General features: G+C 52.9%; 13 protein-coding genes. 9 read left to right on the top strand and 4 right to left on the bottom strand.

The window, feature by feature from the left end; genetic code table 11:
* From E4T21_RS11965 to E4T21_RS11935, 7 genes are all read left to right on the top strand, one after another.
* Window positions 1–1539 carry a beta-1,6-N-acetylglucosaminyltransferase gene (locus tag E4T21_RS11965; protein WP_149285185.1) on the top strand — a complete coding sequence of 513 codons (1539 nt, stop codon included), beginning with the start codon at window positions 1–3 and terminating at the stop codon, window positions 1537–1539.
* Between the two features lie 8 nt (window positions 1540–1547).
* The gene (locus E4T21_RS11960; RefSeq protein ID WP_149285184.1) at window positions 1548–2453 is read left to right on the top strand and encodes a glycosyltransferase family 2 protein; all 906 of its coding nucleotides are present in this window, start codon (window positions 1548–1550) and stop codon (window positions 2451–2453) included.
* Window positions 2450–3592, top strand: coding sequence for a UDP-galactopyranose mutase (gene glf / locus E4T21_RS11955; RefSeq protein ID WP_149285183.1), 1143 nt, complete (start codon window positions 2450–2452; stop codon window positions 3590–3592). Before E4T21_RS11960 ends, glf begins: the two co-directional genes overlap by 4 nt.
* 20 nt (window positions 3593–3612) lie before the next feature.
* Window positions 3613–4614 (top strand): glycosyltransferase, encoded by a 1002-nt coding sequence (locus E4T21_RS11950; RefSeq protein ID WP_149285182.1) that lies wholly within the window; start codon window positions 3613–3615, stop codon window positions 4612–4614.
* A gap of 3 nt (window positions 4615–4617) precedes the next feature.
* Entirely contained in the window at window positions 4618–6003 is a 1386-nt protein-coding gene (locus tag E4T21_RS11945) for an undecaprenyl-phosphate glucose phosphotransferase (RefSeq protein ID WP_149285181.1), read from the top strand.
* A 16-nt stretch (window positions 6004–6019) separates the two neighbouring features.
* Window positions 6020–7033 (top strand): UDP-glucose 4-epimerase GalE, encoded by a 1014-nt coding sequence (gene galE / locus E4T21_RS11940; protein ID WP_149285180.1) that lies wholly within the window; start codon window positions 6020–6022, stop codon window positions 7031–7033.
* Window positions 7034–7211: 178 nt separating this feature from the next.
* The gene (locus E4T21_RS11935) at window positions 7212–8543 is read left to right on the top strand and encodes an O-antigen ligase family protein (protein ID WP_240349119.1); all 1332 of its coding nucleotides are present in this window, start codon (window positions 7212–7214) and stop codon (window positions 8541–8543) included.
* Between the two features lie 53 nt (window positions 8544–8596).
* Here the strand turns inward: E4T21_RS11935 and E4T21_RS11930 are convergent, their stop codons facing one another.
* The 3 genes from E4T21_RS11930 to E4T21_RS11920 form a co-directional block, all read right to left on the bottom strand.
* Entirely contained in the window at window positions 8597–9619 is a 1023-nt protein-coding gene (locus E4T21_RS11930; RefSeq protein WP_149285179.1) for a hypothetical protein, read from the bottom strand.
* 205 nt (window positions 9620–9824) lie between these two features.
* Window positions 9825–11117, bottom strand: coding sequence for a PIG-L deacetylase family protein (locus E4T21_RS11925; protein ID WP_149285178.1), 1293 nt, complete (start codon window positions 11115–11117; stop codon window positions 9825–9827).
* The gene (locus E4T21_RS11920; RefSeq protein WP_187774986.1) at window positions 11101–12297 is read right to left on the bottom strand and encodes a glycosyltransferase; all 1197 of its coding nucleotides are present in this window, start codon (window positions 12295–12297) and stop codon (window positions 11101–11103) included. The genes E4T21_RS11925 and E4T21_RS11920 overlap by 17 nt, the downstream gene beginning before the upstream one ends.
* 139 nt (window positions 12298–12436) lie before the next feature.
* Between E4T21_RS11920 and E4T21_RS11915 the strand changes: the two genes are divergently transcribed.
* Both E4T21_RS11915 and E4T21_RS11910 read left to right on the top strand, forming a co-directional pair.
* Complete coding sequence (locus tag E4T21_RS11915) at window positions 12437–13585, top strand: glycosyltransferase (protein ID WP_149285176.1); 1149 nt, start codon at window positions 12437–12439, stop codon at window positions 13583–13585.
* A gap of 33 nt (window positions 13586–13618) precedes the next feature.
* A complete protein-coding gene (locus E4T21_RS11910) occupies window positions 13619–14749 on the top strand; it encodes a glycosyltransferase (protein ID WP_149285175.1) in 1131 nt (376 codons plus the stop codon).
* Between the two features lie 43 nt (window positions 14750–14792).
* Here E4T21_RS11910 and E4T21_RS11905 read toward each other — a convergent pair whose 3' ends face one another.
* Complete coding sequence (locus tag E4T21_RS11905) at window positions 14793–15500, bottom strand: lipopolysaccharide kinase InaA family protein (RefSeq protein WP_149285174.1); 708 nt, start codon at window positions 15498–15500, stop codon at window positions 14793–14795.
* Window positions 15501–15508 lie beyond the last annotated feature (8 nt).

Genomic DNA, 15508 nt, shown 5'->3' with positions numbered 1-15508 from the left:
ATGAAAGTATCCTTTGTATTATTGGCTCATGAGCATCCTGACCAGCTTCGTGATTTACTTTTTTCTCTGTTGTCCTCGGGATCTGATGTATTTGTTCATTATGATGCCAATGCTTCTCATGACCTGGAGTCTGAATCCAAAAATTGGGCACTGGAGGGACTTTCCGGAAATCTCTACTTTGCTGAGAGGGTAAAGGTGGTCTGGGGGGAGTGGTCCATCGTCCAAGCCACGCTCAACTGCTTATATCTTGCAAGAGAAAAGGGGTTTAACAGCGACTATTTCATGCTGATATCTGGCTCGTGCATGCCAGTAAAACCCGTTGCCCTACTTCAGAAGTATCTGAGTACTAGTGGTAAGGATCATATCGAAATTGTTGATGCTGAGGCTAATCGCTGGGTAACGGACGGTATTCAGCAGGAGCGCTGGAACTATTTCCACTTCTTCAACTGGAGATATCAAGAGTTCTTCTTTCGCGCTTCGAATAAAGTGCAGAAGACTCTAGGAGTATCTCGTAAGCTTCCTCTAAACCATATCGCTCATATGGGGTCTCAGTGGTGGTGCCTGAGATCAGAGACCATATCTGCTATTCTGTCTCTGGTTGATTCTCACAAGGAACTCGTTGAGTTTTATAAGAAGACTTGGATTCCTGATGAACTATTCTTTCAGACACTGGTAGCCAATCTGGTTCCTAAAGATGAAGTGAGTATGGCTCCTTTGACTCGTTATCAGTTTAACAGTCGTGGTGTTCCTAGAGTGTATTATGATGACTCTTTGCCCGAACTTCTGGGAGAGACCCAGTTTTTTGCAAGGAAAATCTCTCATAGAGCTATTTCTTTGAAAGGCTCCTTGGCTAAAATTGGGGCAATGAGTGAAGATGATTACTCGGCATATGTAGAAGAACATTATGAAGGGTTCAAGACTCAGTTTGTGTCATCACTTGAGCTCAGTATGGAGTCTCAAGCCAATTCATGGCGCAGCCTGTCAGAATGGACGGATAATCCTTATGTTCTTGGAAAGGCTATCCCTACTCCTACTGTTATCCTTTGCTCTCTTGATAAAAATATCAAGAAAGAGACACTGTCTTCTCTAGCAGAAATTCCCGGTACTGCCATATATGGTGATTTGCTAAGAAAGAGTGAGATAGATTTCGGAGAAGGAAAGGATCTGGTTTTAGGATATAGCAGGAATAATCCTGCTCTTGCTCATCATGGTTGGCATTTTTTCTTGGCTGATATCATTTCTCAACATGCGAATGATGAGCGAGTTGTCTTTACCATTGGTGAAGAGGCATTTCAGCACCTTGGGATATTGAAGTGGAATCATAATGTCACAGTTATCTTGCTGGATGATCGGACGCCACTAAGCGAACGTGATCACGATCTTCATAAGCTTTTTAATTTTAGCCAGTTGCATCATAAAGAATATGAATACAAGAGTGGGATGCAATCTATGATGGAAGACCGACATTGTGAATATCACATTGTCGATGCGGCTGATCACCAGCGCATCAAAGAGCTTGTTCAGGCTCGTACGAGGTGACGCCTCTAATGATGTCTCCTAAAATTCAAATTGTCACCCGTACCAAGGATCGCCCTCTGTTTCTTGCCAGGGCGCTGGAAAGTATCTGTTCTCAGACTTATTCCAACTGGCATTGCACTATCGTCAATGATGGTGGAGATCCCTTACCAGTTGACCAACTGGTAGCGGGGTTTGCCGATGAGCATCGGTCCAGGATTTCCGTCATTCATAATGGCACCTCCCTCGGGATGGAGGCAGCCAGCAATGTTGGCCTGAAGGATCATCCAGCGGACTACTATGTCATCCATGATGACGATGATAGCTGGGCATCGGATTTTCTTGAGGTGTGTGTTGGGCGTCTTGAGGAACTGCGGGATACCAGCGTACAAGGTGTTGTGGCGTCGACGATAAAGGTGCAGGAATCTGTTGAAGGTGAGCAGATTGTATCGAAGAAGACTTCTCGCTTCTTGCCGGAAGTGACCTCGTTTACCATTCCTCGTGTCGCTCAGAACAACCCTTTCATGCCCATCGCCTTTGTCTACTCCAGCAAGGCATTGGATCTTCTGCAAGGCTACGATGAGTCGTTGCCGGTAGTAGGGGACTGGGAGTTCAATCTGCGCTTTGTACGGCACTTTGATATTGCCTATGTTCCTGACACGACAGCCTATTATCATGTGAGAACAGCGACTCGCGGTGACAGCTCCGATAATTCAATATCGAAGGGGCTGCTTCATCAGCATTATCGTTCTCTTATCATCAACCGCCATATTCGGGATGCTATCAAGGAAGGGTCCTTGTCCTTGGGGCATCTGCTTGCAGCAGCTGAACCTGGCATCCATTCGAATCGCTTGGGTGAGAAGCTCAGCTACCTGTATCCCCGGCTTAGGAAACTGCACCCGCGTGCTTTGATGGCTAAATGGCGAGGTGGAAAATGAACTTCTGTCTAGTAGGGGCTGGGTTCTCGTGTGCTGTCATTGGACGTGAGCTTGCCGGGGCAGGTCATCGTGTCACCATCATCGATGTCCGTGACCATGTCGCTGGTAATTGTCACACTGAACGAGATACTGAAACGAATGTTATGACCCATGTCTATGGGCCACATATTTTTCATACCGACGACCAGGAGGTATGGGAGTATGTCAACCGCTTCACTACATTCAAATCCTATGTGAACCGGGTCAAGACTACATCCATGGGGCAGGTGTTCTCTCTGCCGATCAACTTGCACACGATCAATCAGTTCTTCGGCAAGACCATGCGCCCGGACGAGGCGCGTGCCTTTATCGAGCAGCAGGCTGATACCTCCATCGAGGATCCGCAGACCTTCGAAGAGCAAGCCATGCGCTTCGTGGGAAAAGAGCTATACGAGGCTTTCTTCAAGGGCTACACCCAGAAGCAGTGGGGTTGCCACCCAAGTGAGCTACCGGCCAGCATCCTCAAGCGCCTTCCGGTTCGCTTCAACTATAACGACAACTACTTTTTCCATCGTTTCCAAGGCATGCCGGAGCACGGTTACACCAAGTTGGTGGAAGGTATTCTTGACCACCCCAATATCACCGTGAAGCTAAGTACTCGTTTCGAGCGTTCCATGCTCGATGAATATGACCATGTGTTCTTCTCTGGCCCGCTGGATGGCTTCTTCGACTACGAGCTTGGCCGCCTCGGTTATCGCACCCTGGACTTCGAACGTTTTACCTATCAGGGCGATTATCAAGGCTGCGCGGTGATGAACTACGGGGAAGAAGAGGTTCCCTATACGCGTATCACTGAGCATAAGCATTTCTCGCCCTGGGAAGAGCATGATGGTAGTGTCTGCTACCGTGAATACAGTCGCGAATGTGGTGAAGAAGACATTCCTTACTATCCCATTCGTCTGGTCAAGGAAAAGGCCTTGTTGGCTGACTATGTCGAAAAGGCCAGGCAGACGGATAAGGTCACTTTCGTAGGGCGCCTGGGTACCTATCGCTACCTGGATATGGATGTCACCATCCGCGAAGCGCTGGATACCGCTCGAGGCTTTCTCAAGTGTGTGGAAGAGAAGAAGCCGGCTCCGGCTTTCTTTGTGGAAGCATAGGCCATCGCGAATGAGTTTTAATGACTAATCATCTGAATACCCATCAACAGCCTGAGCAGCCAGTTGCTCATCTTGGCCTGGCGGCCGTCATTGTTTCCTTCAACCGTTTCGAACAGCTCAAGAAGGGTGTCGCTTCGGTATTGGCCGAGCCTGTGATCGGAGTTGTCGTGGTGGATAATGGTTCCACCGATGGCAGTCGTGAATGGCTGGCTGGCCTGCAGGATCCTCGCATACGCGTGCTTACCCCTGAGCACAATCTTGGGGGAGCGGGTGGTTTCGAGCTTGGCTTCCGCGAGGCATTGGATGCCTTCTCACCGGATTGGCTCGTGTGTTTCGATGATGACGCACGTCCTGAAGAGGGGGCTTTTGCGACATTTCTCCAGCAGGATCTCAGTGGTGTTGATAGTGCGGCAGCGGCGGTATATTACCCCGATGGAAGCATCTGCGAGATGAATCGGCCTAGCTGGAATCCCTTCTGGCATGCCAAGCTGTTGTGCCGCACGATCTTTGGAGTGCTGGCAGGACGTGCTCGACAAGGTTTTCATCTACCGGATGAGAGCTATACGAACCAGTCTTCTGTAGAGATCGACTCTTCTTCTTTTGTGGGGTGTTTTGTGCGGGCAGACGCTGTGCGTCGAGTCGGCCTTCCTCGAGGAGAGCTGTTCATCTATGGAGATGACATCATCTACACGTTAAGTCTCAGGAAGCATGGTTGCCGGCACCAGTTCCTTCCAGGAGTTCGCTTCGTACATGACTGCTCAACCTTTTCTGGTAAGGTCGTCACGTATCAACCACTCTGGAAAGCCTACTACACTTATCGCAATGGCCTGGAGATGTATCGTATCGCCGCTGGCTGGTGGTTCCCTCTGGTGGTTCCCGTCAAGATAGGTAGCTGGTTGCTCGCTGCCAGACACTATGACGACAAGCGACGATATCTGTCTCTTTGTGGTCTCGCGATACGGGATGCTGTAAAGCGCAATTTTTCCCGTCCACACGATGAAATCATCAGCCGGTTTTCCTGATCCATGGCGCGTATCAAAACAATTTCAGGGTTTATCCCTTATTCACATATGGCGGCCCGTGTCACGGATGTGGTGGCACTGATTGCAGGTGGATATCTGGCCTATTTCATGCGCTTCGGTACGCTGGATAACATGATTGAGCGTTACCACTGGATGATGTTGTCCGGGGCTTTACTGGGCATGATCATCTTTCGCAACAGTGGTGTCTATCGATCATGGCGTGGCGCCGTGCGTGTCGAGCTGGTGGTCCGTATAGCGCGTTGTTTCGCTATTCTTGGGGCTGCCATCTTTACCTACCTGTATTTCACCAAGACTGGTGTCCGCTTTTCCCGAGCATGGCTGGGAATATGGCTAACAAATGCCTTTGCCATCAGCGTTGGCATCCGAGCGGTTGCCTACCCTGTTCTTAACCGTATTCGAAGCCAAGGGCACAATCGCAAGACGGTCATGATGATTGGTGATCTGGAGTCTTGTGCCTTCGCGGTTCAAAAGGTGAAAGAGCAGCCTTCCACTGGCTTCGATATCATAGGTGCCCGCCTGATGGATGCCTCGGGCTGTGATGCCCTGGATATTGCTGATTGTCAGGCGTTTGATACGGAAAAAGACGGGCAGCCTGACGCAGATGAAGTCTGGATATGCTTGCCGATTTCCAGGGGGTCAGTCGTTGAAAAGGTGCTGGAAACACTGAAGCATTGCACCAAGGATATCCGCTACATGCCGGACGTTCAGGGGCTGCGGCTCTTGAATCATGACCTTTCCAGCGTCGCCGGGCTTTATCTATTGGATATGAGCTGCAGCCCGATGAGCGGGACTTCCCGCTGGCTGAAGGCGGTAGAGGACAGAGTGCTTTCGGCACTGATTTTGTTGGCATTGTCCCCCATCATGTTGCTGGTGGCCCTTGCCGTAAAGCTGACATCCCGAGGCCCGGTGTTTTATCGCCAGGAACGCATGGGCTGGAATGGTAAATCGTTCAAGATGCTCAAGTTCCGCACGATGCCTACGAATGTGGAGGCAAAGGGTGTGGAATGGGGACAGGCGTCCAACAAGCAGACAACCTTGATTGGCGGTTGGCTGAGACGCTCGAGCCTGGATGAACTTCCACAGCTCATCAATGTCTTGAAAGGGGAAATGTCGATTGTCGGCCCACGCCCCGAGCGCACGGTTTTTGTCGATGAGTTCAAGGAAAAGATTCCCGGCTATATGCAGAAGCATATGATGAATGCCGGCATTACGGGCTGGGCACAAGTGCAGGGATGGAGAGGTGATACGGATCTTTCCAAACGTATTGAATGCGATCTTTGGTATATCGAGAACTGGTCGTTATGGCTGGATCTGAAGATCATCGTGATGACGTTGTGGCATGGTTTCTTTCACCCGCATGCCCGTTGAATTTTAGGTGTTGATCATGAAAGTACTGGTAACCGGCGGTGCCGGATATATTGGCTCCCACACGGTGGTCGAGCTGCTTGAGTCAGGTCATGATGTGGTGGTGCTGGACAATCTCTGCAACGGTAGTGCCAAGTCCCTGGAGCGAGTCGAAACGATCACGGGTAAGAAGGTCGATTTTGTTGAAGGCGATATTCGAGATCGTAGCTGCCTGGACAAGGTGTTTGCGAACCATGAGATTGCGTCGGTCATTCATTTCGCCGGCTTGAAGGCCGTCGGCGAAAGTGTCGGCAAGCCATTGGAATACTACGAGAATAATGTCTATGGCACCCTGACGTTGTGCCAGGCCATGGCGTCGGCGGGTGTTTTTCGCCTGGTGTTCAGTTCTTCGGCGACGGTATATGGGGCAGAAGCGCCGGTGCCGTATCTTGAGAGCATGTCTCGCGGGTCGACTTCCAACCCCTATGGCACCTCCAAGGCTATGGTCGAAAAAGTGCTGGAAGATCTATGCGTTGCCGATGATCGCTGGTCGGTTGCCTTGCTGCGCTATTTCAACCCGATTGGTGCACATCCTTCCGGACAGATTGGCGAGGATCCGCGAGGCATCCCTAACAACCTGATGCCATTTATCGCTCAGGTAGCAGTAGGGCGCCTGAAGGAGTTGTCCATCTTCGGTGATGATTACCCTACCGAAGATGGCACCTGTGTACGCGATTACCTGCACGTAGTGGATCTGGCCAAGGGCCACCTGAAGTCTCTGGACAAGCTTGAGCAACCAGGCGTGCATATCTACAACCTGGGCACAGGTACTGGCTTTTCCGTGTTGGAGATGGTCGAGAGCTTCCAGCGTGTCACTGACGTGGCCATTCCTTATCGGTTTGCTCCTCGTCGTGACGGAGACCTACCTGCATTCTGGGCTGATGCGACCAAAGCGCAGCAGGAACTTGGCTGGACAGCAGAGTTCAGCCTGGATGAGATGATTGCTGATACCTGGCGTTGGCAATCGCAGAATCCTGATGGCTTCGAGGGCTAGCGCTTTTCCGGAACTGCTTGGCCAACAAGCATTTACATTCCTGGTGCATTGCGCCATGTTGATAGCTCGGTTTGGAGAGGCATAGATGCCCTTCACCGGGCTATTTTTGTGTGCGGCTGCTCAGCTGCACCTCATGGGTCCTTCTTTGTTTCTGACAACTTCAGGTCGGTAGCCTTTCATGCAGACGTCGTTCAAGCACACTGTCTTCCCTGATACTTTGCCATTCAGCTATCCCCCCTTGTGGTTGCGGGGCTTGGGAATGTTGTCGCTGGTGCTTTTTGTTGCACTGCAGTTCCTGATGCGGGATGTGGGGGGAAAGGCTGAATCGCTGACGGCTCTACTGGGGCTTGGCACGCTGCTCTGGTATGGCAAGGGCATACGGGGTTCGGGGGCATTGTGGCTGCTGTTGGCGGCGATCCTGGTGCAGTGTCTGTCATGGGGGCTTGGCTATTTACATCATCCTGAATGGGTGGCGGATAACCCGCAGATAGACCGTTTGGCCAAGCTATTCATCTTTGTTGCCGTTGCCTGGTGGCTGGCGGGTAGTACACGCCTGACATTATGGGTATGGGGGTTGGCCGTAGTAGGTTTCGTGCTTTCCACCTTTACCCATGATGGTGCCTTGCAGGAATGGTGGGCAGGTTTTCATGGGCAGCGAGCTGGCTTCGGGGTGCGTAATGAGCAGCACGGGGCGATGTTGTTTGGTGTGGTGTTGCTCGGCCTCGTGGTATTTGCTCCCCGCTGGTTGCGCTATCGATCCGTATGGAGCTGGCTGAGCCGTGCTGGCTGGGGGCTGTTGGTTGTCATTGCATTGTGCGGGGTGCTCATCGGCCAGACACGTGCTGTCTGGCTGGGGTTGGTTCTATCTCTTGGTTTTGTGCTGATGCTATGGCTGGTGTACCTGGCCCGCCAGCAGTCAGGCAAGGTCGCTATCAAGGCGTTGAGCTTGAGTCTGCTGGTCGTCGGAATTCTTGCACTTGCGGGTATATGGTTGGCACAGGACCTGCTCGTGGAGCGAGTTGCCAAGGAGGCAGATGTCATTGCCCAGTTGGCAGCTGGCGAGATTCAGGACGTACCTTACAGCAGCATCGGCATTCGTATTCATACCTGGATTGCAGCAACGGAATGGATTGCTGAACGCCCACTTGTCGGCTGGGGTGGGGAAGGGCGCGGCCTGGTGATTGAACATACCCCCTGGTTGCCGGATTTCGTCAAGCAGAATTATGGCCATCTGCACAATTATTTTCTTGAAATCTGGGTCGCCTACGGTCTGATTGGCGTGCTGGTCATCGCTACCTTGGCCGCCTGGATTGGTTGGGCTACCTGGAGAGCCTGGCGGGCAGGAGTCATGCCAACGGACATGGCACTATTCGGTGCAGCTTTCTTTGTCTACTGGATAGTACTGAACCAGTTCGAATCCTATGATTCCTTCTGGACGGGAGTTTTTGTTCACAACATCATCGTAGGTGGCCTGGTAACACATTACTGGCGGAGTATTCGCCAAGCATAGGACGCGCGGCTGGTCCCAGGACCTGGCCGCCTCTTGAGAGGCGGCCAGGATGATTATCGTGAAGGTATTGATTTGGCTTTGACTTGCGCGATTCTTCTTTTTACCAAAGGATCATTTGGTTTTATCTTGTTGACTATGCTGAATAGGTTTAAAGACTCTTCTGGCATCTCATGAGAGATTCTTTCTGCTGCATGAATGATTCTTTTTATCTCCTCATGAGGAATTTCTCTTGAAATTCCAGAGATGATTCTATTAGCTTTCTTGTGCAGCATGATGATATGCCGCCTTTTATTGGTAAGATGTATATTTTGTTTTGACAGCATCCAGTTGTAGTATCCTGGATAGTTTCTACGCTTCCTTGCCCGAGTATAGAATTTATGCTCATTGATAGCGCCCCGGATAAATCTTTGTACTATCCATTTGAGACTTCCTATATTATGTAAGTGACGAGGAATTCCATGGCCCACTCCAGGAAGCTTCAAGTGGCACAATGTATCGAATCTTGTGGCATGCTTCTTATCTAGCTCAAACAATGGGTCATATATGATGTATCCAGGAACGGATGCGGTTGCCCCATCATGAAATGAGTTGCTCCAGTTATATCTTCTTCTGTGGGGCTTGAAGCGTGTCTCGAATGGGGCAAGTTCTTCATTCAAGGTTGATATTGGATTCATGACAAGAATCCTGTCCATCTGCAGCTGGTTGGCGAATGCTGCTACAGCATAGCCCCCCATGCTACCTCCATAACCCAGGCGTTCTACGTAATTGCCTGTCAGCGCTGAAAGCTGGACGATAAAGTCATGGAAAATGTCACTGCGAAACCAGCTGGGCTTTTCCAGGCATGAGAAAGCAATGACATTCAACCCTTGTTTGTTGATAAAGCTATATCCCCAGGCAGAATAGTCTTTATCTGTTGCATTCTCTAATGTTGTGACTTGCCCCATGTTGGAAAATGTATATACGAGGGGCTTTGACAAGTCGTGGATATTATACTGACAAAATACATCATCAATAATTACTCTTCCGGCGCCATATCCTTGGCCAACTGAGTTGAAAAAAGTCTGTATATCTTCCATGAGTGTACGCTTTCCATTTTTTGAGAAATGAAACTTGATTTAACAGGGACTAACAGATAGATAAAAATATTAATAATATCAATGAGATGTCTGTGCCTAGGGTAACTTGGATAACGATATGGATTAAGCGTGACTTACGGAAGGGCTAGGTAAAGTTGTGTCCAGGGAGGGGTAACTCTACCTAGCGACAGGCATGATTTATGGGCTAGTTGAGGTGTGCCATAAACTGTTCCGCTGTTACCTCTGTAAAATTCTCCTGAGCCTTCAAGTGGGTCCTGAAGTAATCGTGCTCACCGAAGCTTGCCCGGGCGGATTTTGGCAGGCCGCTCAGGCGCCATGCCAACCATTGCTTGATAGCCTTGTCGAGATGAGTGCGTGCGCGGAGGTCATGCATGCTATCCATGGCAACGGCTTTTTCGCGGATGGTTTCAGTATCAAGTGGTTCACTGAATATCCGTGAGGAGAGTGGGCCTTGCCTATCGGCAGCAATCGGCCATATGCCGGCAGCGGCAAAGACAGGGCCGCGCGGAAATCCTCGAACGCCTTTCAGATGGTTGGCATACAGCAATACACGTTGTGGCTGATGCTGGCTCTGGACCATGGCCTGTGCCAGCCAGCTGGCCGCGGCCTGGTGATCCTTGTGCGGATCGATATCCGGATGAGTGACGACGAGAGTGGTCGGGCGAATGTCATCGAGCAAGGCGGTCAGGTCGGCTAACAAGCTCTTGCCGCAGTTGATGGTGGGGGACTGATCACTGGCAAGGGACGTGTGATTCCAGCGCCGGAAATCACTGACGGATATGCCGGAAGCTCCATGTGAGGGAATCTCCTTGTCCGGCTCGGCCAGCATGGCACTCAGGGTGTCATTGAAATACCCCAGCATGACGAGCTGCTCTACAGGTACCCCTGCCAGTAGAGGAGTCGTGGCGCTGTTCCAGGCGCGGATATGCCCTTTGCGACGACAGGCGCTGGCCAGGTCGTCATCCAGTTGGGGAAGGTACTGTTTGTCCAGGCGCTTGAGGGTTTCGCCTGCGGTCAGGGTCACAACCCAGGTGTTCTTTGCGTAATGCTGATACAGGCCGAAGGCTGCCAGTTCAGCATCGTCTGGATGAGGCGCGATGATCATCAATGGCCCATCCTCCAGCGGTGGGCGCTTGAAGCCCAGCAGGCGCATCCCCTGGTCGAGTGTGCAGTGCGCCTTGCGTAGTTCGATGCCATCGAAGGATTGAATGCCGCTCAGGTTGAGCAAGCGCTTGCCACTTTCATTGCACTCAAAGTATTGCGTGAAGCGAATCTGGCCGTTTTCTACTGTGGTTACGCCAGGCAACTTCCAGCGTCCCCCGGCGTGGTATGTCACTTCCAGAAGCCAGGTGGTCGCACCAATGGAGAAGCCTTCACCCTGCACGGCGTCGACATGCAGAAGGCCTTGGCCATCAAGCCTGGCGGGAAGTGTAAGATCGGGGGCGAGGGGCAGGGAATGATCACGCCGGGTGGGCATGCGGTGTCTCCATGTCCATGGCAAGGGAAGTGAGTTCCAATAATTGCCGGATGATGATGGCTTCGGTGAATGGTGCAACCCAGGCTTCCTGTACCGGTAGCGGGTGCGAGACAGCCTCTAGCATCTTTTCTGCCAGCGCTTGCTCATCGGGAGCGGCCAACAGGCGATGCTGTTCCCCAATCAATATTTCTCGAATGCCGCCGGGAACGTCACAGGCGACACAAGGGGTTCCCAAGGCAAGTGCCTCGATCAGGACAAGGCCCAGGCCTTCGAAATTGGAGCTCAGTACGAAGGCATCAGCCTGCTTTACCCACGGGTAGGGATTGGCTTGGCTACCCAGAAAGTGCACCTTGTGGTTCAGCCCGAGTGCTTCGCTCAACATCTCTAGTTCGGCGCGCTCTGAACCATCACCGATGATCAAGAGATCATGCTCCAGACCATGCTCGACAGCTATCTGGTAAGCATGCAGCAGGCGGCGCTGGTTCTTGACGGGTACCAGCCGACCAACATGCACGAGATAAGGTTGCTCGAAGGAGGGAGTGGCGGGTTGCAGGGCCTGCTGCTGGATGTGCTCCACGGGCACTGCATTGTAGAGCACCTCGCTTCTGCTCAAGGTAACATTCTGGCCATGAAGGTATTCAAGGAGTGCATGCTGCACACCCTGGGAGACACACAAGACTTGCTTGTCCTGATATAGCGCTCGTGTCAGCCAGCGTCCCCTGCGGTTGGGCGGGAAGCGGCCGGTGACGGATTCCACTACGCGCCAGGCGCGCAGATCGTTGAATTTCCCGAGGCTCTCAAAGGCCCCCTGACCACGGATGAGTATCAGGTCCAGATGTCCATACTGTTGCTCCAATGCATGGACAAAATGGGCAAAGGCCTTGCTGCAGCGTTTGCTTCGCCAGATGAATCCAGATCCTTTGACAAGAGGGCTGAGCACCAGGCGCTCGGCCACATGCATGACCAAGCCCCAGCCACGTCGGCTGATGCGATCGACATCGAGGCAATGGACGGTGACTTGAGCGGGCATTTCTTCCTGGCACATACCACCCTTCATCACGAGAAGATGAACATCGTGGCCAGCCTTGGCCAATGCGCAGGCAAGTGTGCGAGTTGCTTGTTCAATGCCGCCGGTGCCCATGCGGCGCAAGACCAGCAGGAAGCGTTTATGGTCTGTCATAGCCCTGTTCTCGGGCTGTGCTTTATCATGCATGCCATGCGAGTTGTGCCCTGTGCTTATACCTAGGTAGAAGTATACCAAGAGGTGAGGGACGTGACGCTGCCTGGCAGGGGCATATGTTGCAGCGTAGGAAAGGAGAATGGAAAGTTTGAGAACACTGGTTGTTGTGCGTGCTTTGACCATGGGCGGAATGCAGCGCGTTGCTGTCAACCTGGCGGATGCGTTTGCTGCATCCGGCCATGACAGTCATCTTGTCTGCTTCCGCCAGGAAGGCCAGGCACTGGAGCCGAATCGGGAGGATGTGCATGTCCACTTTCTGCCGCTGATGAAACGAGCGCGCATGACAGGGGTAGGCTATCTGCTGGAACTGGCTGCTCGCCTGGTACTCAACCCATTATTGGGCAGAGCCCTGTTTCTGGGGACCGGTATCATGGGGGGAGTGGTCTTTCGCCGTTGGCTCAAGCGCTTCGAGCGTGAGCACGGTCGGGTGGACTGCATTGTATTTCGGGGGACGGGAACGTTTGAACTGACATGGACCTTTCGTGATTCTCGGGCGCGCTATGTATTGGAGAACATCTTCCACCTTCACCATTCGTCGCGTCGTCGCCAGCTTTTTGCCCGCTTGCTTTATCACCGGCGCCATCTGGTAGCAGTATCTGAAGGCGTAGCCCAGAGTGCCAGAGATGCCATGGCACTTTGGCACTTTGAGCCCAGTGGGCTGGAAGTGATTCCCAACCCATGCCCCATGGATGTCATCCGACGTCAGATGCAGGAAGTACCTCCTGATCTTCCTCAGCAACCTTATATCGTCAATGTTGCCAGGTTAGTGCCGGCCAAGGACCAGGCATTTTTGCTTGATGCCTATGCCCGCAGCGGGCTGACATTGCCCTTGGTTCTGGTGGGGGATGGCCAGGAGAGGGATGCACTACAGGCGCAGGCCTTGGAACTTGGCATTGCTTCCCGCGTCATTTTTGCGGGCAATCAGCCGAATCCTTATCCCTGGATGCGACATGCACGACTGTTCGTGTTGAGTTCGCGCTTCGAGGGAATGGGGATTGTGCTGTTTGAAGCATTAACCTGTGGCACGCCGGTGCTGTCAGTTGACTGTCCCGGGGGAGTGCGTCAGGTGCTCAAGGGTGAGCTGGAATCCTGTATTGTGCCCCGCGACGAAGCGGCCTTGGCGGAGGCGATGCAATGCGCATCAACAGGTGAAAAACCGCCGATTCGTGACGAATGGCTGGAGGATTTCCGTCCTGAGCGCGTTGCCGCTGCCTTTCTGGCATCATAGCGCTCTGAGATTCGATCTGGAGAAGGGATATCCATGCCGTCCCGTGTTGCTACTTCATCTGCGCGAAATGTTGCCGCGAATGTGCTGTTTGTCGTTGATCACCTGGATACTGGTGGAGCACCTGTCGTCGTCAGGGACCTTATCCTGGGGATGCAGCGGGCAGAAGTGGCCGTGACGCTGGTGATTCTGAGTGATCGCCAGCGCTATACCTTCACGGCAGATGTCGATGTGGTGCAACTGCCTTTCAAGGCTGAAGGTACTCATGAACGCTGGCAGCGTTACGCGCTGCATGCCCGGCGCCTGGACCAGTGGTTGGAAGAGCAGGGCATGCGTTTCGACCTGGTGCTGGCGCACCTGCATCACGCACATCAGGTCGTGTCGCGCACTCGGCTGGCCGGTGATGCATGGTACTGCCTGCATGCGGATCCTGTTACGGGATTTCTTGGCAACAAGCGAGGCGTGGGGCGCTGGTTGAAGCAGCGCAAGGTCAAGTCGCTATATGACGGGCGGAAGGTCGTGACTGTTTCGCGCGGTATGCTGGAGCGCCTGTGTTTCTACTTCGGTATTCGCCCCCAACCGGGAGTCGCAATACACAACCCTCTGGATATTGATCGCATCAGGGAGCTGGGGCAGGCACCTGTCAATGATGTTCCGGCGGAATATCTGCTGTATGTCGGGCGGATGGATGTACGTCAGAAGCGTTTTGATCGGCTGTTCGATGCCTACCAAACCAGTGGCGTTTCCCTGCCGCTGCTTCTCGTCGGTGGTGGTAACGGACAGGCCGAGGTGGAGGCCATGGCCAAGGAAAGAGGGCTGACGGGCCAAGTACAGTTTCTGGGACATCGCGATAATCCATACGCCTATATGCGGCGGGCGACAGCACAGTTGCTGAGTTCGGATTATGAAGGGTTCCCGCTGGTATTGCCTGAAGCACTGGCATTGGGAACGCCTGTGGTGAGTGTCGACTGCCCCTGCGGACCCGCGGAAATTCTGCAGGACTTTCCTGAATATCTGGTGCCGTTGAATGATACGGCGGCATTTGCCAGTGCCATCCGCAAGGTGGCGGAGCAGCCCCCCATCATTCCTGAGAACGTCTGCGATCATCTACGTATAGAGAGAGTAGTGGAACGTTATATGGAGCTAGTAAAACCCGATGATACCTGATCATCACGCACGCAAGCGTTGACATGTTGCCTCAATGGAGCCGCTATATGCGGCTCCATTGCTTTTTAAGCCGTGTTTCCACTCTTTGGCGATACGGTTCGCCGTAGAGCTTGGTTGGCGACAGAGTGGCAAGCAAGGCGGGCCATTGCCTGGATGAGCCGTTGGGCATCTTGCGCAGATGGGCATCGACCCAGATCAGCTCGTTATCTGGTGTCACCAGAAGATTGTTGAGGTGAAGATCTCGATGCAGGTAGCCGGCTCTGGCCAACATCAGGACCTCATCGGCGACCCGATCCAGTAGTCGCTCGCGGCAGGGCTCGTCCATTTCCTTGAACCGGTCCCCTCCCATCTGGGCGTGTTCAATACGCTCCATCAGCAATAACGATGCATTGCGGTTGACGGGATTGAGGCTCAAGCCCCAGCCGTGGAAGCGAGGCGTCCTGAGACCCGTGCGGTGCAGGATGCGCATGCTCAGGTACTCCTTGCGTGCATCTGACTGAGCGAACCAGCGCTTCTCAAGATAGTCGCGGGTCAGCCACTGCAAGGGATGTTGGCGTTTGGAGAACTTGTCCGGCACGACCTTGGCCAGAATCTTGCCGTCCTGGGACGTGTAGAAACGGCTTGAGCCTACTGCTTCGAAGGCTTGCGTCGTGGTGGTGCTGGCCAGGGCCAGGCGCTCCGGCAGATTCCTGGGATGGAACACCAGATAACGCCGGCGACGGTCGTTGAAAGGGATATCAAGCAACTTCATGGTTCGCC

The organism is Halomonas binhaiensis (assembly GCF_008329985.2).
GTDB lineage: Bacteria > Pseudomonadota > Gammaproteobacteria > Pseudomonadales > Halomonadaceae > Halomonas > Halomonas binhaiensis.
Note: the sequence above shows the minus strand (reverse complement) of the source record. Positions and strands in the feature narration are given on the sequence as shown.